Source organism: Caulobacter sp. GW456-12-1-14-TSB4, assembly GCF_059424195.1.
In genome coordinates this window covers 1-20,857 of the sequence record NZ_JBWKZF010000042.1, presented here as the reverse complement: position 1 = coordinate 20,857, position 20,857 = coordinate 1, and the positions used below count along the sequence as shown (strand labels likewise).

At 68.0% G+C, this 20,857-nt stretch carries 14 protein-coding genes and 3 pseudogenes; 10 read left to right on the top strand and 7 right to left on the bottom strand.

Going from position 1 to position 20,857, the window contains the following annotated elements; translation table 11 throughout:
• Positions 1-284: 284 nt before the first annotated feature.
• Positions 285-3,593 (top strand): annotated as a pseudogene (locus AC07YH_RS24770) (TonB-dependent receptor); the annotation flags it as partial.
• A gap of 64 nt (positions 3,594-3,657) precedes the next feature.
• Here the strand turns inward: AC07YH_RS24770 and AC07YH_RS24765 are convergent.
• A complete protein-coding gene (locus AC07YH_RS24765) occupies positions 3,658-4,386 on the bottom strand; it encodes a DUF6683 family protein (RefSeq protein ID WP_494749563.1) in 729 nt (242 codons plus the stop codon).
• A gap of 120 nt (positions 4,387-4,506) precedes the next feature.
• Between AC07YH_RS24765 and AC07YH_RS24760 the strand changes: the two genes are divergently transcribed.
• Positions 4,507-6,171 (top strand): M28 family metallopeptidase, encoded by a 1,665-nt coding sequence (locus tag AC07YH_RS24760; RefSeq protein WP_494749562.1) that lies wholly within the window; start codon positions 4,507-4,509, stop codon positions 6,169-6,171.
• Here AC07YH_RS24760 and AC07YH_RS24755 read toward each other — a convergent pair.
• Positions 6,131-7,072 (bottom strand): LysR family transcriptional regulator, encoded by a 942-nt coding sequence (locus AC07YH_RS24755; RefSeq protein ID WP_494749561.1) that lies wholly within the window; start codon positions 7,070-7,072, stop codon positions 6,131-6,133. The genes AC07YH_RS24760 and AC07YH_RS24755 overlap by 41 nt on opposite strands.
• A 206-nt stretch (positions 7,073-7,278) precedes the next feature.
• Here AC07YH_RS24755 and AC07YH_RS24750 point away from each other — a divergent pair, with 206 nt between their 5' ends.
• Positions 7,279-8,016 carry an SDR family oxidoreductase gene (locus AC07YH_RS24750; RefSeq protein ID WP_494749560.1) on the top strand — a complete coding sequence of 246 codons (738 nt, stop codon included), beginning with the start codon at positions 7,279-7,281 and terminating at the stop codon, positions 8,014-8,016.
• Between the two features lie 53 nt (positions 8,017-8,069).
• Entirely contained in the window at positions 8,070-8,672 is a 603-nt protein-coding gene (locus AC07YH_RS24745; protein ID WP_494749559.1) for an NADPH-dependent F420 reductase, read from the top strand.
• A gap of 11 nt (positions 8,673-8,683) precedes the next feature.
• On the opposite strand, the gene AC07YH_RS24740 is transcribed toward AC07YH_RS24745, so the two are convergent.
• Both AC07YH_RS24740 and AC07YH_RS24735 read right to left on the bottom strand, forming a co-directional pair.
• A complete protein-coding gene (locus tag AC07YH_RS24740; RefSeq protein ID WP_494749558.1) occupies positions 8,684-9,799 on the bottom strand; it encodes a hypothetical protein in 1,116 nt (371 codons plus the stop codon).
• 191 nt (positions 9,800-9,990) lie between these two features.
• Complete coding sequence (locus AC07YH_RS24735) at positions 9,991-11,271, bottom strand: TetR/AcrR family transcriptional regulator (RefSeq protein WP_494749557.1); 1,281 nt, start codon at positions 11,269-11,271, stop codon at positions 9,991-9,993.
• Positions 11,272-11,542: 271 nt separating this feature from the next.
• Between AC07YH_RS24735 and AC07YH_RS24730 the strand changes: the two genes are divergently transcribed.
• Both AC07YH_RS24730 and AC07YH_RS24725 read left to right on the top strand, forming a co-directional pair.
• On the top strand, positions 11,543-12,691 hold the full coding sequence (locus AC07YH_RS24730; RefSeq protein ID WP_494749556.1) for a Yip1 family protein: 1,149 nt from the start codon (positions 11,543-11,545) through the stop codon (positions 12,689-12,691).
• Positions 12,660-12,790, top strand: a pseudogene (locus AC07YH_RS24725) (hypothetical protein); the annotation flags it as partial. The gene AC07YH_RS24730 and the pseudogene AC07YH_RS24725, both read left to right, overlap by 32 nt.
• 12 nt (positions 12,791-12,802) lie before the next feature.
• Here the strand turns inward: AC07YH_RS24725 and AC07YH_RS24720 are convergent.
• Together AC07YH_RS24720 and AC07YH_RS24715 are read right to left on the bottom strand one after the other, a co-directional pair.
• Positions 12,803-13,315: a glycine cleavage system transcriptional repressor gene (locus AC07YH_RS24720; protein ID WP_494749555.1), complete on the bottom strand. Its 513-nt coding sequence runs from the start codon at positions 13,313-13,315 to the stop codon at positions 12,803-12,805.
• Between the two features lie 63 nt (positions 13,316-13,378).
• Positions 13,379-15,307: an ATP-binding protein gene (locus tag AC07YH_RS24715; protein ID WP_494749554.1), complete on the bottom strand. Its 1,929-nt coding sequence runs from the start codon at positions 15,305-15,307 to the stop codon at positions 13,379-13,381.
• 133 nt (positions 15,308-15,440) lie between these two features.
• On the opposite strand from AC07YH_RS24715, the gene AC07YH_RS24710 reads away from it, so the two are divergent.
• From AC07YH_RS24710 to AC07YH_RS24700, 3 genes and pseudogenes are all read left to right on the top strand, one after another.
• Positions 15,441-16,667, top strand: a complete 1,227-nt coding sequence (locus AC07YH_RS24710; protein WP_494749553.1) for a serine hydrolase domain-containing protein — start codon at positions 15,441-15,443, stop codon at positions 16,665-16,667.
• Positions 16,668-16,700: 33 nt separating this feature from the next.
• The gene (locus tag AC07YH_RS24705; RefSeq protein WP_494749552.1) at positions 16,701-17,324 is read left to right on the top strand and encodes a TetR/AcrR family transcriptional regulator; all 624 of its coding nucleotides are present in this window, start codon (positions 16,701-16,703) and stop codon (positions 17,322-17,324) included.
• Positions 17,305-17,437 (top strand): annotated as a pseudogene (locus AC07YH_RS24700) (hypothetical protein); the annotation flags it as partial. The gene AC07YH_RS24705 and the pseudogene AC07YH_RS24700, both read left to right, overlap by 20 nt.
• Positions 17,438-17,452: 15 nt before the next feature.
• Here AC07YH_RS24700 and AC07YH_RS24695 read toward each other — a convergent pair.
• A complete protein-coding gene (locus tag AC07YH_RS24695) occupies positions 17,453-18,205 on the bottom strand; it encodes an SDR family oxidoreductase (RefSeq protein ID WP_494749551.1) in 753 nt (250 codons plus the stop codon).
• A 523-nt stretch (positions 18,206-18,728) separates the two neighbouring features.
• Between AC07YH_RS24695 and AC07YH_RS24690 the strand changes: the two genes are divergently transcribed.
• Positions 18,729-20,819 carry a 3-hydroxyacyl-CoA dehydrogenase NAD-binding domain-containing protein gene (locus AC07YH_RS24690; protein ID WP_494749550.1) on the top strand — a complete coding sequence of 697 codons (2,091 nt, stop codon included), beginning with the start codon at positions 18,729-18,731 and terminating at the stop codon, positions 20,817-20,819.
• Positions 20,820-20,857: the final 38 nt, after the last annotated feature.

Below are 20,857 nucleotides of genomic sequence, written 5' to 3'. Positions count from 1 at the left end.
AGCCGCTTAGCAGTCAATCTGCTTAAGTAGTTTTGGCGGACAGCTTTCCCGACGCGTGTGCGGCCTGATGTCCGGCGCGGCGACGAACTCGCATATCGCTGTTCATCTAGGCCGGGCGGTCGGCGATGAAAGGGGCGGGGCTGCATTCTGTTCCTGGGTGGCGTGGTCCCTGGAACGACGAATGGCGAACCGGTTTTCCGACATCGCCTTGGCGAAATATTCGGTCCGGGGCCCGAAGCGCGTGTCAGCGTTGCAGTTTGTTGCAGCGGTTGACGTGGTGGTAAAACATACCGCATCATCGAAACAGATGTTCGACATATTTCGTCTGCATCCGCCTCGGTTGCGAAACCAAGGCAGTATGCGTGGCTTTTCAAGCGTCCGGCTCCGGGGGAACCAAGGCTTGTCGGCTCCAGAAGGCGCATTACCAGGTTTCGAAAATGAACGCTCCTCGCGGCGCGCCGGCTTTGGTGTGGCCGAGGCCGCGTGCGCTGATCCCAGGAGACCACCGCCCAGCTGAACGAACTCCTGGCCCCGCGCAGACGAGCGGCCAGTCAAAAACAAACCGAGGGAGGGAAATCATGAAACGAACCAGCTTCCTGCGCGGAGGCTCGTGCCTCGCGCTGGCCATCGCCACCGCGGGGGCGATGAGCGCCGGCGCCGCCCACGCGCAGCAGAAACCCGCCGACACCTCGACCGAGGTCGAGGAAGTCGTCGTCACCGGCTCGTTCATCCGGGGCACGCCCGAGGACGCCGCGCTGCCGGTCGATGTCGTCAGCGCCGAGGAGCTGCAGAAGCGCGGCTCGCCCTCGACCGTCGAACTGTTGAAGGCGCTGTCGATCTCCAACGGCGTGCTGGGCGACACCAACCAGTTCGACAGTCGCGCCCAGGGCTCGGAAGGCTCGGGTTCGGTCAACCTGCGGGGCCTGGGCTCGCAGCGCACCCTCGTCTTGCTGAACGGCCGCCGCCTGGCGATCAACCCGTTCGGCGCGGCCGGGGCGGGCATCGTCGACACCAACATCATCCCCGCCGCCGCCATCGGCCGGCTGGAGGTGCTGAAGGACGGCGCGGCGGCGACCTATGGCTCGGACGCCATCGCCGGCGTCGTCAACTTCATCACCAAGAAGAACTTCGAGGGCCTGGAAGCGGCCGCCGACTACCGCCACATCAACGGCTCGAAGGGCGACTACGGCGGCAGCATCACCGGCGGCAAGACCTGGGACAACGGCAACATCCTGGCCAGCATCGGCTGGCAGCACCGCTCCAAGCTGTCGGTCGCCGACCGCGATTGGGCCAACAAATCCTATCTGAGCAACCCGGAAGCGGGCTGGTCGGCGGCGGGCAATCCCTCGACCTTCATCCCGCTGGCCAGCACGACCAGCGGCATGCGCGACCCGGCCTGCGCGGGCCTGGGCGGCTTCCCCGGCTTCAGCGGCCTGACCCCGGTCTGCTACTGGCACTACACGCCGTTCGACAACCTGGTGGAAAAGTCCAACGCGGTTCAGGCCTATGCCGAGGTCAACGCCAACCTGTCGGCCAAGACCAAGTTCCACGGCGAGGTGCTGTATTCCCACACCGACGTGCCCGAGTGGAACACCTCGCCCTCCTACGCTGCCCTGGCGGTGCCCACGGCGGAGGTCGCGCCGATCGCGGCCCTGACCGGCCGCTACTTCGTGCCGGCGACCAACCCTGGCCTGATCGCCTTCATGGCCGCCAATCCGACCGTGCAGCTGACCAACCTGGCGACGGGGGCGGTCACCACCTCGCCCAGCGCCATCTTCGCCGGCGGGGCGCTGAACGCGGCCAACCGGCCGTTCGGCATCGGCGGCAACCCGCTGTTCGGCTACGGCCCCTCGATCGGCTCGCGGTCGTTCGACGCCTTCCGGGTCTCGGGCGATCTGTCGGGTGAGTTCGAGAACGGCATCGGCTGGGACATCGCCCTGACCTATTCGCAGGAAGTGGGCATCCGCACCGGCTACGACACCCTGGTCAACCGCTTCGCGCTGGCCCTGCAAGGCCTGGGCGGTCCGACCTGCGACACCAACCCGTCGCTGCCGGGCATCCAGGGCACGCCGGGTGTCGGCGGCTGCATGTATTACAACCCCTTCGCCAGCGCGATCCCGTCCAACGTGATCACCGGCGTGGCCAACCCCGTCTACAATTCGGCGCTGCAGAACAACAAGGACCTGGTCGACTGGTTCTTCAAGAAGCTGTCGACCAAGCAGTCCTCGCGCCTGTTCGTCGGCGAGGCGGTGCTGAACGGCAAGACCAACATCAGCCTGCCGGGCGGCGACGTCGCCTGGGCGGCCGGCGTCCAGTACCGCCGCACCTACTTCAAGGCCGACTACAACGACATCAGCAACGCGGCGATCAATCCGTGCGTGAACACCCCCGACTTCGGCGTGACCACCTGCACCGGCTCCCAGCGCAACGGCCCCTTCATGTTCCTGGGCGTCGGCAACGAGGCCGATAACCAGAGCGACGTGATGGCCGGGTTCGGCGAGCTGTCGGTGCCGATCAGCGACGACTTCCAGGCCCAGTTCGCGGCCCGCTACGAGAAGTATGGCAACGGCATCGGCTCGACCTTCAACCCGAAGGCCTCGCTGCGTTGGCAGGCCATGTCGTGGCTGGCGTTCCGCGCCTCGGCCGGCTCGACCTTCCGCGGTCCGCCGGACCCGCTGACCACCACCACCTCGGTGACCTCGCTACAGGGCATCCTGGGCGTGTTCCGGGCCGTCGACATCTTCGGCAATCCGAACCTGAAGCCGGAAAAGGCCAAGACCTACAACTTCGGCACGCTGTTCAACGCCGGCGATTTCAAGGCCAGCATCGACTACTTCTACTTCGACTTCAAAAACCCGATCGTCGCCGAGCCGGTGGCGGGCATGGTCGCCTCGCTGTATCCGAACGGCGCGGCCGGCGCGAACAACTGCGCCGACCCGGCCTATGCGGGCCTGGTGTCGCGCTTCACCTTCAACGGCGCCTGCGGGACCCCGACCACCAGCATCGCCCGCCTGCGCACCAACTACATCAACGGCGCGCCGGTGAAGAACGCCGGCCTCGACTTCTCGGCCGAGTACCGGTTCCGCGAGGTGGCCGGCGGCGACGTGACCATCGGCGGCAACGCCACCTACATCCAGAAGTACAAGGTCGGCGCCACCGTCGTGGAGGGCATCACGGTCGAGAAGGCCTTCGACGCCGTGGGCCTGCTGAACTACCAGACCACCGTCGTGCCGATCCCCAAGTGGAAGGGCGACGTCTTCGCCGAATGGAACATGGGGCCGCATAACCTGCGCCTGTCGGTGAAGTATATCGGCAGCTACACCGACCAGCGCACCGCGCCGTTCGCGGCCAACGCCTACAAGGATGCGACGGGCGCGGGCGTCACGGTCAGCGCCGGCAAGAAGATCGAGAAGCAGATCCTGACGGACCTGGCCTATCGCGTCTTCCTGCCGTGGGACACGACGGCGACCCTGGCGATCACCAACATCTTCGACAAGGACCCGTCCTACGCCCGCCTCGACCTGGGCTACGACCCGTTCACCGGCGACCCGCTGGGCCGCACCTACAAGGTGGGTCTGCGTAAGAAGTTCTAGTTCCCTTGTGTGCGTGAGCAACTCGCGGCGCGCTTCCGGAGGAGGGGGCGCGCCGATTTCTTGTCTAGGCGCGACGGACGAAGCCCGCCGGGGTCAGCTCCAGCCGCCGCAGGTCCAAGCCCATCTCGCGCCGGAAACGCGCCGAGGCCGCGTCGCCCAGCCGTTGGGCCAGGGCGCGATCGCCGCGCTTGAGCGCGTCGGTATAGGCCGCGTGCTGCAGCAGGAAGTTCAGCATCAGGGTTTCGGCCATCTCCTGGCGCTGGACCGCGTCGAGGCGGGCATAGGTCGGGCCGATCATGTCCCGCACCTGGCGCAACGCGCCCTGGGCCTGGGCGCGGTTGCTGTCGGCGCCGTTGGCCATCACCCAGTTCAGCACCCAGTAGCTGGTCAAGACGTCGGCCAGGTCGCCGGGCCGCAGGCCGTCGCCGCCGACAATGCCGCTCCAGCTCTTCACGGGATCGCCGGTGCGCAGAACCGCCTCGACGCGGCGGCCGGCCTCGGGTCCCGCCTGCTGGCCGACCCAGCCGGCGAACTGGCGGCGTACGCGCTGACTGACGGCGGGCGAGGCGACGTAGGTCGTCGAGGCAGGCTCCGCCTTGGGCGGCGGCGCGGGTCTCGCCGGTTGCGCGTTCGGGCGGCCTGAATTGATCGCGGCGTCGACCCGTTGCTGGTTCAGGATCGACTGCAGCTCGAAGCCCTGGGGCAGCACGGTCGGCATGTCCTGGGCGACGGCAGGCGCGGCCATGACGAGGATGGCGATTGCCAGCAGCATCGGCGTAAGACGGATCGACATGGCAAGGCCCTCCGGACGTCCCGCGCTAACGCCACAGGGCGAGGAAGGCTCCCCGGGAGTTTCTTGTGACGCGGGCCGCGATCGGGCTACCAATCGTCCTTCGTCATCGAAGGTCCGTCCATGTCCAAAGCCGCTCTCCTCGCCCTGGCTTCGAGCCTGATCCTCGCCGGCGCCGCGGCCGCCCAGGACAGCGGGCCCATCGATCCGGCGCGGCTGTCGGACATCACCAAGGAACTGGCCTCGGATCGCTTCGCCGGGCGCGCGCCGGGCGGGGAGGGCGAGGCGCCGACGATCGAGTACATCAGCGGCCAGTTCAAGGCGCTGGGCCTGGAGCCGGCCGGCGACAACGGCGGCTGGGTGCAGAAGGTGGCGCTGGTCCGTACGCGCATCAACGGTCCGGCGACCCTGACGGTGGCGACCAAGACCGGTCCGGTGACCCTGGCCCAGGGCGAGCAGTCGCAGGTCATGACCCTGCGCCCCGTCGACAAGGTCAAGATCGACAAGGCCCCGCTGGTCTTCGTCGGCTATGGCGTCACCGCGCCGGAGCGCAAGTGGGACGACTTCAAGGGCGTCGATCTGAAGGGCAAGATCGCCGTCTTCCTGATCGGCGACCCGGACCTGGAGGCCGCGCCCGGCGAACCCGTGGCCGGCAAGTTCGGCGGCTCGGCCGCCACCTACTACGCCCGCTGGACCTACAAGTACGAGGAGGCCGTGCGGCGCGGGGCGATCGGCGCGCTGATCGTCCACGAGAGCCTGGGCGCCGGCTATGGATGGTCGACGGTCAAGGCCTCGAACGGCGAGGGCTATGACATCGTCCGCGCCGATCCCGCGAAGGACAAGCTCCTGATGCAGGGCTGGATCCAGCGTGACGTGGCGGTCGATCTCTTCAAGCGTTCGGGTCTGGATTTCGAGGCGCTGAAGCGCTCGGCCCGCACCGTCGCCTTCAAGCCGGTGGCTCTGGCTGGCGCCAGCCTGTCGGCCGACTACGCCGTCAGCCACCAGGCGATGGACAGCGCCAACGTCCTGGCCCGCCTGCCGGGCGCCAAGCATCCAGACGAGACGGTGGTCTATGCCGCCCACTGGGATGCCTACGGCGTCGGCGCGCCGGACGCGCAGGGGAACACCATCCGCCGCGGCGCCGCCGACGACGCCATCGGCGTGGCCGGGGTGATCGAGACGGCGCGGGCCTTCACGCAAGGTCCGCGTCCCGAGCGCTCGATCCTGTTCGCCGCCTGGACCGCCGAGGAGCGCGGCCTGCTGGGCTCGGAATACTACGCCAACCACCCGACCGCCGCGTTGGGCAAGACGGTGGCCAACTACACCTTCGACGTACTGCAGACGGCCGGTCCGGCCCGCGACGTGGTGCTGGTCGGGGCCGGGCAGAACGTGCTGGAGGACGGCCTGGCCGCCCAGGCCGCCAAGCAGGGCCGCACCATCACGCCGGACGCCAAGCCCGAGCGGGCGCTGTTCTACCGCGCCGACCACTTCTCGCTGGCCCGTCGCGGCGTGCCGGTGCTGCTGATGATGGGCCTGGGCGGCGGGGCGGACCTGATCAAGGGCGGCCGCGCCGCCGGCGACGCCTGGGTCGCCGACTACACCAGCCGCTGCTACCACCAGCCCTGCGACGCCTGGAGTCCTGACTGGGACCTGCGCGGCGCCGCCCAGGACGTCGCCCTGACCTTTGAAGCCGGCAAGGCTCTCGCCAATTCGCGCGACTGGCCGGACTGGAAGGCGGGCTCGGAGTTCAAGGCGATCCGCGCCGAGACGGCCTCGGAGCGGAAGTAGGCGGAGCGGAAGTCGAGGCGGACAGTCCCGCCAGCAGCGGCGCGTGCGCGGCCAGCCGGCGGGCGATGAACTCGGTGAACAGTTGCACGCGCTTGGTCTTGCGCGTCTCGCCCTGGGTGAGCAGCCAGAGCGTGCCGTGCAGGTGCAGCGGCGCGCCTGGAACCCGCGCCAGCGCCGGGTCGGCGTCGCCGACGAAGCAGTCCAGCGACGCCAAGCCGAGGCCCTGCCGGACCGCGACGATCTGAGCCTGCCCGTCGGTGGTCCGGAACGGAACGCCCGCCGTACGCACCTCGCCCTCGCTGGCCCAGCTAGAGACGCCATGCGCGCCGATGACGATCCATCGCAGGGGATCGGGCGCGCCGGCGCGCCACGCGGCCAGGCGATCGCGGGACATATAGACCCCGCCGTACAGGTCCGGCCCCTTCAGGCCGTGCAGATTGAGCGGTAGCGTCTTGCGGTCATAGACGACGCGGATGGCGACATCGGCCTCGCGGTTGGTCAGGTTCGCCAGCTCGCTGGACGAGACGATCTCCATCTCGATGTCGGGATGCAGGCGCGCGAAATCGGCCAGGTCCGGCATCAGCAGATGGGTCGCCAGCGTCGGCGCCATCGTCACCCGCAGAGGCCCGCGCACGCTCTGGTCGCGCCCGAAGACGCGGGTCTCCAGCTGGTGCGACGAGGCCTCCATCTGGGTCGCGAACTCCAGGATCTCCTGGCCCGCGTCCGTCAGGCGATAGCCCGACGGCAGCTTCTCGAACAGGTTTGACCCGAGGCGGCTTTCCAGCTGAGCGATGCGGCGCAGCACGGTCGCGTGGTTGACGCCGAGGCGCTCGGCGGCGGCCCGCACCGAGCCGCCGCGTGCGACGGCGAGGAAATAGCGAACGTCGTCCCAGTCGATCATGGTGCGATCCAGCACCGCTCTGGGCGGCTTTTCAAGTCTCGTATCTAGAAAGACGACCCTTCACGCGGGCAAGCCTTTGGGGGAAGTGGATCGTTTTCGCACCACCGATGTGCGCGGCTCCGCACTCAACGCCCGCCACCAACCGACCCATCTCCTGCGTCTCGGCGTCCCTTCGGACAGCCAAAGACGGAGCTCAAGAAGACATCATGGGAAAGCTGGACGGCAAGGTCGCGGTCATCACCGGCGGATCGAGCGGCATGGCGCTGGAGACGGCGAAGCTGTTCGTCGCGGAAGGGGCCTATGTGTTCATCACCGGCCGGCGGCAGGATGTGCTCGACGCGGCGGTGAAGGCCATCGGCCGCAACGTGACCGGCGTGCGCGCCGACTCCGCCGACCTGGCGGACCTGGACCGCCTGTACGAGACGGTGAAGGCCGAGAAGGGCCACATCGACATCGTCTTCGTCAGCGCCGGCGGCGGCGACGTCACCAAGCCGATCGGGTCGATCTCGGAGCAGCTGGTCGACGACACGTTCAATCTCAACGTCCGCGGCACGCTGTTCACCGTGCAGAAGGCGCTGCCGCTGATGCGCGACGGCGGCTCGATCATCCTCAACGCCTCGAACGCGCACCTCAAGGGCTATGCGGGCGCCAGCGTCTACGCGGCCGCCAAGGCGGCGGTCCGCTCGTTCGCGCGCAGCTGGGCCAGCGACCTGAAGGACCGCCGGATCCGGGTGAACAGCATCAGCCCGGGCGCGATCGGCGACACGGCGGCCTTCGCCGCGATCCCGAAGGAGGCGACGGACTTCTTCGTCTCGCTGGTGCCGCTGGGCCGCTTCGGGCTGTCCACCGAGATCGCGGCCGCGGTGCTCTATCTCGCCTCGGACGACAGCCGCTTCACGACGGCCATCGACCTCGTGGTCGACGGGGGCATGTCGCAGGTCTGACCCCCGCGCGGCGCTCCCCAATCCCCATTCCAACATCACATCGGAGAACGATCATGACCTATGCCATCATCGGCTTTGGCCCCGTGGGCCAAGCCCTCGCCCACGCCTTCGCCCGCAAGGACATCGCGGTGACCGTCGCCAGCCGTCGGCCGCCCGAGGCTCTGGCGCCGCAGGCCCGGACCATCGGACCCAAGGTCATCGCCAAGTCGCTGCAAGAAGCGCTGGAGGCCGACACCATCATCCTGGCGCTCCCGTTCGGGCAGACCCGAGCGGTCGCTGAAATGCTGCCAAGCTGGGAAGGCAAGACCATCATCGACGCGACCAATGCTTACGGGCTTTCGCCTGAAGCGCTGGACGGCCTGCCGTCCTCGGCCTTCACGGCCAAGGCGTTCAAGGGCGCGAAGTTTGTGAAGGGCTTCAATCACCTGATCGCGGCGATCCTGGCGACCGATCCGGTCGTCGAGGGCGGCCATCGGGTGGTCTTCCTGTCGAGCGACGACGCGGACGCGGTCGCCCCCGTGGAGGCCCTGGCCAAGCAACTCGGCTTCGCGCCGATCAAGCTGGGGAAACTGGCCGAAGGCGGCGCCTTGGTCCACGCGCACGGCAACACCTGGGGCCCGCTGATCTTCAAGGACCTGTTCAAGAAGGAACAGTAGCGGCGCTGGCCCTAGAGGAAGTCCAGCATGCTCGGCGGCCCGGCCACGGAGCCATCCGCGTTGAACATCTGGGCCAGCTTGTCGCTGGCGGCCTGCAGCTCGACCATCTTGCTGTAGACCGCCGGTGTCCAGCCGGAGGCGTCGCGTTCCTCGGTGGTCATGCCGGCGTAGCGGGTGATCATCGCCTTGCCGAAGCCGCCCTCGTCGTTCGAGGCCGACTGGTAGCTGGACTTGATGGCGGCGCTGTCGCGCTGGCGGATCTCGGCCTTGGCCTGGGCGACCTCGTGGCCCGAGAACTGCGCGTCCTTGTTCAGGGCCACGGCCGACAACGAGCGGTCGTCGAAGCGGCGGAAGTCGATCACGCCGCTGGTCCCGTCCTTGGCGGCGTCGGGAGCGATCGCCAGCTCGTACTGCTTGTCCAGCGCGATGCGGACGTCGCTGGCCACCTTGCCGAAGTCGCGGGTCTTGGCCCCGGCGACGATGCTGCCGGCGTCCTTCATATAGGCGGCGACGCTGTCGTTCTGGATGCCGGCGGGGGCCAGGCCCGGACGGGCGATGGCCTGCTTGCGGCCTTCGACCAGGGCGGCGCGCTCGGTGGTCCAGGCGGTGGAGCCCTTCTCCTCGGGCCCGGCGGCGTCCATCTGGTCGAGGGCGGCCTGGTAGAGGCTGGCATAATCGCCGGTCAGCCGGGCCTGGGCGGCGGGGCTGGCGAGCGCGGTGTCCTGCTGGTCCTTCAGCGCCAGGGCCGCGACGACCTGCTGGTCGACCGGGAACTGGCCGCCCTGGTTGGACGCCACGGCGTAGAGGGTGCGGCGGTCCATGCCCGAGAGGTCGATGGCGGGGTCGCCGTTGTCGAGGGCGCTCTTGGTCCCGGCGGCCTTCAGCAGCGTGGCGATCTGGGTGCGGGCGTCGGAAACCACCGCGTCGGTGGTCCGCGAGTCGGTCTGGGCCTTGAGCGCGGCCTGGGCGGCGGCCGACAGCGTGACATTGACGGCCGGCGTGTTGATCGTCGGGCTCTGGTCGCGCGGCGCGCCGTTGCCGGTCGCCTGCTGGGCCCGCTGCGCGGCCGTCTGGCTGGCGGTCAGGCCTGGGGCGTAGTTCGACGAATACGGGTTGATCGTCGTCATGGCGGCGGAACTCGAAGCGACTCAGTCGCGTCAGGGTACAGCCGTCAGCCGGGGCGGACCAGATTATGGTTAATTGGTCGCAACCTTTGGCCCGTCCTCGTCCTTCGACAAGCTCAGGATGAGGACTACTGTAGCGCCGGGCTTGGAGAAAACCTCATCCTGAGCTTGTCGAAGGGCGAGGTTTTCCGCCCCTACGCCAAAACCCCCGTCAGCAGCGGCTTGGCGAACAGGTCCGCCGCCTCTTCCCGCTCCAGCCCCGGCACCCAGGCGCCCAGATTGGCGGCCGCGTTCAGCATCGAGTTGATCATGTGAGCGGCGATGGCGGGGTCGATCGGGCGGATCGAGCCGTCGGCGATGCCGTCGGAAATGATCGAGGCGAAACGCTGCCAGCCGCGCATGTAGCCGTCGGCCATGTCATTGCGCAGGGTGTCGGGCAGGGCGCCCAGCGACGAGGCGCGCAGCAGCGGCCCGTGCTCGGACAGCTGGTAGCTGGTCAGGCCGGCGGCGGTCGAGACCAGCCGCGTCCAGTTGTCGGTCGGCAGGTCGCGAGCGTCCAGCTGCGAGCGGCGGGTGACGGTGAAGGTGCGCTCGAAGCACTCGGCGACCAGGGCGTCCTTGTCGTCGTGGTGGTGGTAGAACGAGCCCTTGGTCACGTTCAGCGCCGCCGAGATGTCCTCGACCGAGGCGCCGCGATAGCCGCGCTGGTTGATCAGGCGGGTGGCGGCGACCAGGAAGGTCTCGCGCCACTCCATGCCTTCGGGCGACACCGGGGTGGGGTCGGGCAGGACCTGCGGGGCCCAGGCGTGGCCGGGGGCGGGCAGGCCGTTCAGCAGGATGTCGCCCATGCGGTCGCGCACGCGGCCATAGTCGTCGACATCGTAACGGCGCAGCCAGCGGCCCGACCAGAACACCTGCTCCATCAGGAGGTGCGTGCGGGCGGTGCGCTGGCGCTTGTCCAGGTGCGCCAGGCTGGGATCGTCGAAGAACCCGCGCACCCGGCGGAACAGGTCGTTGAACGCGTTGACCACCGAGGCGCGCAGGGGCTCCTTCAGCGCCTTGATCTCGGCGAAGCTGGTCAGCGGCGTGGCCTCGCCCAGGCGCACCCGGCGGTTCAGGTCGAGATAGAGGTCGAGGAACTTCAGGATGCGCGCGGCGGGCGAGCCTTCCGCGGCCGCCTCACCGACCATGGCCTCGAAGCGCTCCAGGCCGCGCATGAAGCAGGCGGCGGCCAGGTCGTCCTTCTTGCGGTAGTAGTAGGTGACGCTGGTGGTGTTGAGGCCCACCTGGGCCGCGACGTCGGCCAGGGTCATGCCGCGCACGCCCTGACGGTTCAGGATCGTCGTGGCCGCGGCCAGGATGGTCTCCTTCTTGCGGGCGTAGCGTGCTGTCGCCGCCCCCGCGACCCGACCGTCGTCCATGGCAAAACCCTCAAGTCCACTCGCCTTCGGCGGCCGCGCCGGGGACTGGACCATCCAGTCCAATTTAGGCGCGCGAAGGGCCCGCTGAAAGGGCGCTCCGTCCGTCGAGGGACAATTGGCGCTCACCTAGCGTCAGGTTTTGTCAGGAATGTTTCAGCCGGGCGTCTTGTTGCGCCCTTCGCGAGCCATTCGCTGTCGAAAAACGGTGTTTCGACCTCACGGCGAACCATGTTCTAGATAGCGCCGTCGGGGCGGGCTCTTCCAAACAGAGGGAGCGTTCGCGCAAATGTCGGTAGTTGAAAGTGGATCGGCTGGGACCGGTCTGGTGGCCCGCGTAAAGGGCATCCTTCTGACGCCCTCGGCGGAGTGGGAGCGGATCGAGCGGGAGCCCGCCACGATCGGCGGCCTGTTCACGGGCTATGTCTGCATCCTGGCGGCGATCCCGGCGGTGGCCGGCCTGATCGGCGGCCAGCTGTTCGGCGTCGGCATACCGGGCTTCTCGGTCAAGCCGGGCCTGGCGTTCGGGATCACCACGGCGGTGATGGGCTATGTCGGCTCGCTGCTGGCGGTGTTCGTCCTGGGCTCGGTGATCGACGCCCTGGCGCCCAGCTTCGGGGCCGAGAAGAACCGCGTGCAGGCTTTCAAGGTCGCCGCCTATTCCTACACCGCCAGCTGGGTCGCGGGCATTCTGGGCCTGGTGCCGATGCTGGGCGTCCTGATGCTGCTGGCGGCGCTCTACGGCTGCTGGCTGGTCTATCTGGGCCTGCCGCGGGTGATGAAGGCCCCGGCCGACAAGGCGGCGGGCTACGCCATCGTGACGATCATCGTGGCGGTGGTGATCTCGATCGTCATCGGCATGGCGATCGGCGCGGTGACCGCCATGGCCAATCTGGGCGGCGGCCTGGCGGGCATGACCGCCGCCGGCAAGGCGGCTGACGGCGTCGGCGGCACGGTCGAGATCAACGGCCACAAGGTCGACATGGGCCAGATGCAGGCGGCCGCCAATCGGGCTGAAAAGCTGTCCAAGGAGCCGCAGAAGCCCGTCGCGGTCGATGACCTGAAGGCCCTGCTGCCGGCTGGTCCTTCCGGCTACGAGCGCAGCAATCTGGAGACCAGCTCCAGCGGTACGGGCGACGTCCAGATCGGCCTGGCCAAGGCCGACTACAAGAAGGGCGAGGCCTCGTTCCAGCTGTCGGTCACCGACCTCGGCCCCATGGGCGCGATGGCGGCTCTGGCCTCGGGCATGGGCGCGCAGCAGACCAAGGAGACGGCCGACGGCTACGAGAAGGTCAACACCATCGACGGCCGGCTGGTCTCCGAGGAATGGAATCGGCAGTCGAAGTTCGGCAAATATTCGGTGGTCGTCGCCGACCGCTTCGCCGTCGCGGCCGAAGGCACGGCGGATAATGTCGACGACCTGAAGCGCGCGGTGCAGGCGGTCGATGCGGGGCGGCTGGAAGCCTTGGCTCGTTAGCGGGCCCGTCCTCGCCCTTCGACAAGCTCAGGGTGAGGACTACTTTTCTGGCGGCTCAGTAGAAAACCTCATCCTGAGCTTGTCGAAGGACGAGGTTTTCGGCTCCTCAGACTACTCGGCCGGGGTCAGCGAGATATCGACCATGATCTCGGCCGAGATGTCCTCCAGCGCCGCCTTGACCGCTTCGGCGCTCAGCGAGGGCGGCAGGCGCAGGCGGGCGTCCAGGTGGAACAGCGGCGCGCCGGAGTGGGGCTCGACGCTCAGGCGGGTGTCGAGAGCTTCGATATTGGCGCCCAGGCCGCTCAGCACGGCGGTGACCTGGTGGACGATGCCGGGCTGGTCCTGGCCGACCAGGCTGAAGGCGACGAGCTGACCCTCGGGGCCGGGCGTCTCGACCGCCGGGGCGATCCGCACCTCGAGCCCTTGGGCGTCGACCGCGCTGACGGCGGCGCGCAGGGCGTCGACGTCGCCGGCCTCGACCAGCACCGAGCCGACATAGAGGCCGCCCAGTTGGCTGAGATGGCTTTCCAGCCAGTTGCCACCGGCCGACAGCACCGCGCTGGCGATGGCTTGCGTCAGGCCGGGCCGGTCGCTGCCGACAACACTCAGGATCAACAGGGCCATCGGGCGTCTCTCAAGCAAGGGAGCCCGCAACGAAGCGCATCAGGCGCGCGACGGCAACCGCTCTTAGGAGGCTTTCAGCGCGGCCGAGGGCTCGGCCGTCAGGGCCCGGACGATGGCCTGGGTCAGGGCCAGAGGCGACAGCGGCTTGGCGATCGCCCCGTCCATGCCGGCGGCCAGGTAGCTGGCCTGCTGGTGGGCCAGGGCGTTGGCGGTCATGGCCAGGATCGGCGCCGAGCCGGCGGGGGCGGGCAGGGCGCGGATGCGCTGGGTGGCCTCGACGCCGTCCATGACCGGCATCTGGATGTCCATCAGAATCAGGTCGAAGCCCTCGCGGGCCGCGGCCACGCCCTGGACGCCGTCCTCGGCGGTGGTCACCCGCGCGCCCAAGGCCTCCAGCATGCGGCTGGCGATCAGGCGGTTGGTGGCGTTGTCCTCGACCAGCAGCACGCGCAGGCCTTCGAACAGCGGGGTGTCGGCCTCGACAGCGTCGGCGGCGGGCGCGGCGCAGGCGTCGGCCTCGATCTCCAGCCAGAAGGTCGAGCCTTGGCCCAGTTCGCTGGTGAAGCCGATCTCGCCGCCCATCAGCTCGGCCAGGCGGCGGCTGATCGACAGCCCCAGGCCCGAACCGCCGAAGCGGCGGGTGGTCGAGCCGTCGCCTTGCCGGAAGCGCTCGAACAGGCTCTTGCCGGCCTCCTCGTCGATGCCGACGCCGGTGTCGGTGATCTCAAAGCGCAGACGCAGCGTGTCATCGGTGCGCACGCCCGAGAGCCGCGCCACGACGCCGCCCTGCAGGGTGAACTTCACGGCGTTGCCCAGCAGGTTGAACAAGGCTTGGCGCAGGCGCAGCGGATCGGTGGCCGCCCAGCCCAGGTCGCCCGGCGCCTCGACCCGCAAGTAGAGGCCTTTCGCTTCGGCCTGCGGTCGCAGCATGTCGGCGACGCCGGCCAGCAGGTCGGCCGGATCGGCGGGCTCGGCGGCCAGCTCCAGCTTGCCGGCCTCGATCTTCGAGAAGTCGATGATGTCGTTCAGCAGCTCCGACAGCATCTCGCCGCAGCCCAGGGCCTCGTTCAGCAGGCGGCGGCCGTCGTCGGTCAGCTTCTCGTTCTTCAGCAGGTGCAGCACACCCAACACGCCGTTCATCGGCGTGCGGATCTCGTGGCTCATATTGGCCAGGAACTGGCTCTTGGTTTCGGCCGCGGACAGCGCCGCGTCGCGGGCCTCGACCAGCTCGGTGACGTTCTGGCTGATGCCGATCACGTCCCACACGTCGGGGCTGGAGCCGCGCACGCCGCGCCAGCCGCAGTGCATGTGGGCCCACTGGTTGTTGGCGGGATCGAGGTAGCGGTAGTCGATCACCCGGTGCTCGCCGGTGCGCAGGGTGTGGGAGAACGCCTCCCAGACCCGCTCGCGATCCTCGGCGTGGATCGACATCGTCATCTCGCTGACCGTCATGATCCGCACCCCGCCCTGCGGCGAGCTGGGCGTGGGGATGTCCTGCTCGAAGACGTAGACGCCCTTGCGCGGGTTGAAGCGCCAGACATAGACGCCGGCCTCGGTGCGGATCAGTTCGTTGGAGCGCTCGGCCTGTTGGCGGGCGATCTCGCGGGCGCGGTCCTCGCTATGGTCCTTGAAGACGATCAGCAGGCCGTCGTCGCCCTCGGCGCCCGGCAGGGTCTTGGACTGCGAGCGCACCCACAGCCAGCCGCCGCCCTTGCGGGCCAGGCGATGCTCGGCGCGGGCATGGCCGACCGTACGCAGGGCCGCGGCGATGCCGTGGATCACCTCGGTGTCGTGCAGGTGGAAGAAGTCGCGGATCGGCCGGCCCAGGGTCTCCTCGGCCGTCCAGCCGGTCAGGTCGGTCCAGGCCGGATTGACGCGGATGATGCCGTCGTTCCGCAGGACGACGAACAGGTCGAGGCTGCTCTGGAAGAACCAGTCGGCGGCCGCGGCTTCAATTGTGGAGGCTGCCTCGGTTTCCAAGGTCTTGCCCATCCCCGTTTCCTCGTCTTCAATCGATATCGCAGGATCGGGTAAAGTTTACGTTGCGGCAAAAGGCCTCGTCTTCGATTTCGATCCAACGGTACGCAAGCACGACCGCAAAAGGTCGGAAGGGGAGGCCAGGATTTTGAGTAAGCCGGAAACCGTGGGACTGTCGAGTGATCGACTGAAGCGCATCGATAGCTTCATCCAATCCAAGTATATCGACACTGGAAAACTGCCCTGCGCCCTGACTCAAGTCTGGCGGCGCGGCCAGCTGGCCCATAGCTCGGTGCTGGGCAGCGCCGATGTCGAGCGGGCGAAACCGCTGCGGGCCGACAGCCTGTTCCGCATCTACTCGATGACCAAGCCGGTCACGAGCGTGGCCTTCATGATGCTGGTCGAGGACGGGCTGGTGTCGCTGGACGACCCGGTGCACCGCTTCATCCCGGCCTGGCGCGACCTCGGCGTCTTCGCCGCCGGGGTCGAGGGGGCGTTCCAGACCTCGCGCACGGCCGAGCCGATGCGGACGATCGACCTGCTGCGCCACACCTCGGGCCTGACCTACGGCTTCCAGCAGCGGACCAATGTCGACGCGGCCTATCGCAAGCTGAAGCTGGACGGCGTCGATAGCGAAGGCGGGCTGCAGGCCTTCGTCGACACGCTGGGGACCGTGCCGCTGGAGTTCTCGCCGGGCACGGCCTGGAACTATTCCGTCTCGACCGACGTGCTGGGCTATCTGGTCGAGAAGATCTCGGGGATGCCGTTCGACGTCTTCCTGAAGACCCGCATCTTCGACCCGCTGAAGATGGTCGATACCGGCTTCTTCGTTCCGGACGGCCAGCGCGACCGCTTCACCGCCTGCTACGCCCTGACGCCCTCGGGCCGGGTGGTGCTGCAGGACGATCCGGAGAAGAGCCGGTTCCTCAAGGACCCGTCGGTGAAGTCCGGCGGCGGCGGCCTCGTTTCGACCGCCGACGACTACATGCGCTTCTGCCGCATGCTGCTGAACGGCGGCGAGCTGGACGGCGTGCGCCTGCTCAGCCCCAAGACCATCAAGCTGATGACCATGAACCACCTGCCGGGCGGCCAGGAGCTGGTCCAGGCGTCGAAGTCGCTGTTCAGCGAGGCGGTGTTCGAGGGTCTGGGCTTTGGTCTCGGCTTCGCCATGACCATCGACCAGGCGCGGACCAAGAACCTGGGCTCGCACGGCGAGTACTTCTGGGGCGGCATGGCCTCGACGGCGTTCTGGATCGATCCGGTCGAGGACCTGGCGGTGGTGTTCATGACCCAGCTGATGCCCTCGACCTCGTATCCGATCCGTCGGGAGCTGCGGACGCTGGTCTATTCGTCGTTCACCGAGAGCGCCGCCTAGACGCGAGAGCTAGCCTGCACTAGGTCGGCAGGCATGGGCGACGAGCGGTATCATCAGCAGCTCCGTGAGGAGAAGCGCCTGGCGGTGGTCGACGCCGCCATGGCGCTGTTCCTCGACCAGGGCTACGAGCGCACCTCGCTGGCCCAGATCGCCAAGCGGGCGGCGGTATCGACCGCGACCCTGTTCAAGCGCTACCCGACCAAGGCGGCGTTGCTGGAGGCGATCGTCGAGCGTTTCTGGTCGCACGAGACGGTCGGGGCGGCGGTGACGGGGCAGGGGGCGCCGCGCGACATGCTGCGGGCGTTCGGCCTGGACTATGGCCGTCGCATGCGTCGGCCGGAGATCCAGGCGCTGTACCGCCTGATCATCGCCGAGACCCCGCGCTTCCCCGACCTGGGCCGGCTGCTGTTCGACAAGGGCAAGGGCGCGTTTCTGGCGGATTTCGAGGCTTACCTCGTCTCCGCTGATGCGGCGGGCGATCTAGCGATCGATAGTCCCGAGACGGCGGCCTTGCAGTTCCTGGGGCTGGTCTCGGCCCGGGGCTTCTGGCCTGAGCTGCTGGGACCGGGCTGCGGCGGCGACGACGCGGCGCTGGAGGCCATCGTCGATGACGCCGTGGCGATGATGCTGGCGCGGTATGCGCCCCGCCCAGGTTAGCAACAAAGCTTGTCATCCCGGCCGCAGCGAAGCGGAGAGCCGGGACCCAGGGGCCACCGCGCTGGGCTTGGCCCCTGGGTCCCGGACAAGCGCTACGCGCTTTCCGGGATGACAAGAATGAGAAAGCACTACGCGTTCAACAGCCTTCCCCCATCCACCACGATCTCCGCGCCGACCGTCCAGGCCGACTCGTCCGAGGCCAGGTAGGTCACGGCCTGCGCCACCTCGTCCGCCGTGCCGTAGCGGCCGGCCGGGATCGTCGCGGTGATGTCGCGGGTCGCCTGCTCGCGATAGGCTTCCGGGATGCCCAGCTTGTCGAACAGCGGGGTGTCGATCGGTCCGCAGCTGACGGCGTTGAAGCGCACGCCGGCCGGCAGCAGTTCGCTGGACAGGGTCTTGCTGAACGACAGCATGGTCGCCTTGGTCGCGGCGTAGACGCTGGCGTTGGGCGTGCCGTTGTGGGCGAAGGCCGAGGCGTTGAGGATCACCGAGGCCGGGTTGGCCAGCACCGGGATCAGCGCCTGGATCAGGAAGAACGGGCCTTTGACGTTGATCGCGAACTGGCGGTCGAACTGCTCCTCGGTGAAGGCGGCGATCGGCTGCCACTGCGAGACGCCGGCGTTGATGAAGGCCACGTCCAGCTGGCCGAAGCGTTCCTGCACGGCCTTGGCCAGGTCGCGCTGCTGGGCGACGTCGGCGCTGTCGGCGCGGATCACCGCGACGTCTGGGCCGAGCTCGGCCTGGGCCTTGGCGATCGTGTCGGGATTGACGCCGGTGACGATCACCCGGGCGCCTTCGGCGACGAACGTCTTGGCGGTGGCCAGGCCGATGCCGGTGGTGCCGCCGGTGATCAGGGCGCGCTTGCCATGGAGTCGAGACATATCAGTTCCTTGCTGTAAGCCGCCCTGCGGGGAGAGGTGAGTTGAGCGACTTGCCGCTAGCTGGTGCGCCGCCGGCCAAGAGTCAAGTTAAGCGACTTATATCTCTTCTTCGCCACGAGGACCGGCCAAAAGAAAACGGCGCGGGAGAAGCTCCCGCGCCGAGTTGCGCTTTACCAAAGTCCGACGCATTGCGAGCAATACGTCACGCTCGCGGAATTCACCGACTTCGAAACGTCAGGACGCGTGCAAGCCGCGTCCAAAGCCCATGACTTCTCGCGAACGCCCTCCCCAGCGCGGATCATTCTCTCTGGAATTGTAGGTAAATGCGGCGCCAAGCAGCCCCTTGGCGCCGCATCCACCCCCACGGATGATCTCGGCTGAAACCGTAATTTCGAATTTGGAGTATGTGACGAAGTCCGTCAACGGGCCGTGCTTGATCTCCAGGCGCCGTCACGGAGGTCTGGACATCTTGGCCTGGGCGCAGCAGGCTGCTTCAAACAACCGTTCAAACTAGAAAACAGGGGTGGAAGCCGCCATGGCCGCGATCAACGCCGTCACCGATCTTTCCGTCGAAGGCGACATCGGCGTCGTCACGCTGAACTCGCCGCCGGTCAACGCGCTGTCGGCCGCCGTCCGCGAGGGCCTGAAGGGCGCGTTCGACGCGGCCATCGCCGATCCGGCCGTGCAGGCGATCGTGCTGATCTGCGAGGGCAAGACCTTCATCGCCGGCGCCGACATCACCGAGTTCGGCAAGGCCATGACCGGTCCCAGCTTGCAGGACGTCCAGAACGTCATCGAGAACTCGCCCAAGCCCGTGATCGCCGCGATCCACGGCACGGTGCTGGGCGGCGGCCTGGAAGTCGCCCTGGTCGCCCACTACCGCGTCGCCGTGCCCTCGGCCAAGGCCGGCCTGCCTGAGGTGAACATCGGCCTGCTGCCCGGCGCCGGCGGCACCCAGCGCCTGCCGCGCATCGTCGGCGTCGAGAAGGCGCTGGAGATGGTGACGACAGGCCAGCACGTGCCGGCCAAGGCGGCCCTGGCCATGGGCCTGTTCGACTCGATCGTCGAGGAAGGCGCGCTGCGCGACGGGGCCATCGCCTTCGCCCGCGTGGTGCTGGCCGAGGACCGGCCGCTGAACAAGGTCCGCGAGCTGAACGACAAGGTCGAGGCCGCCCGCGGCAAGCCCGAGATCTTCGCCGACTTCCGCAAGGCCAACGCCAAGAAGTTCCGCGGCTTCATGGCCCCGGAGAACAACATCAAGTGCATCGAGGCGGCGGTGAACCTGCCCTTCGAGGAAGGCCTGAAGGAAGAGCGCCGGCTGTTCATGGAGCTGATGACCGGCAGCCAGTCGGCCGCCCAGCGCTATGTGTTCTTCGCCGAACGCCAGGCCGCCAAGATCCCGGACGTGCCGGACGACACCGCCATCATCCCCGTCAAGAAGGTCGGCGTCATCGGCGCCGGCACCATGGGCGGCGGCATCTCGATGAACTTCCTCAACGCCGGCATCCCGGTGACGATCATCGAGGCCAAACAGGAGAACCTGGAGCGCGGCGTCGGCATCATCCGCAAGAACTACGAGAACACCGCCAAGAAGGGCCGCCTGACCCAGGACGACGTCGAAAAGCGCATGGGCCTGCTCACGCCCTCGATGAACCTGGAAGACCTGGCCGACTGCGACCTGATCATCGAGGCCGTGTTCGAGCTGATGGAGATCAAGAAGGAGGTCTTCGGCAAGCTGGACAAGATCGCCAAGCCTGGCGCGATCCTGGCCTCGAACACCTCGTATCTCGACATCGACGTGATCGCCGCCTCGACCTCGCGCCCGGAAAGCGTGATCGGCCTGCACTTCTTCTCGCCGGCCAATGTCATGCGCCTCTTGGAAATCGTGCGCGGCGAGAAGACCGACAAGTCGGTGATCGCCACCGCGATGCAGATCGGCAAGAAGATCGGCAAGGTCGCGGTGCTGGTCGGCAACTGCCACGGCTTCGTCGGCAACCGCATGCTGGCCCAGCGTCAGCGTGAGGCCCAGAAGCTGATCCTGGAAGGCGCCATGCCCTGGGACGTCGACCGGGTGCTGTACGACTTCGGCCTGCCGATGGGGCCGTTCGCGATGAGCGACCTCGCCGGCCTCGACATCGGCTGGGACCCGGCCAAGACCTCGTCCTCGACCGTGCGTGAAGTGCTGTGCGAGATGGACCGTCGCGGCCAGAAGAACGGCAAGGGCTTCTACGACTACGACGAGAACCGCAACGCCAAGCCGTCGGCCGAGGTCGAGCAGGTGATCCGCGACTTCGCCGAAAAGCGCCAGATCCAGCGCCGCGAGATCACCGACCAGGAGATCCTGGAACGCTGCCTCTACCCGATGGTCAACGAAGGCGCGAAGATCCTGGAAGAGGGCAAGGCCATCCGGGCGTCCGACATCGATATCGTCTGGATCAACGGCTACGGCTGGCCGGTCTATCGCGGCGGCCCGATGTTCTGGGGCGAGCTGGTGGGCCTGGACAAGGTGCTGGCCGGGATGAAGGCGTTCCAGGAGAAGCACGGCGACGACTTCAAGCCGTCGGCGCTGCTGGAGCGGCTGGTGGCCGAGGGCAAGGGGTTCAAGGACGCCTGAGCCTGATCTCCCTCCCCCTTGATGGGGGAGGGTAGGGT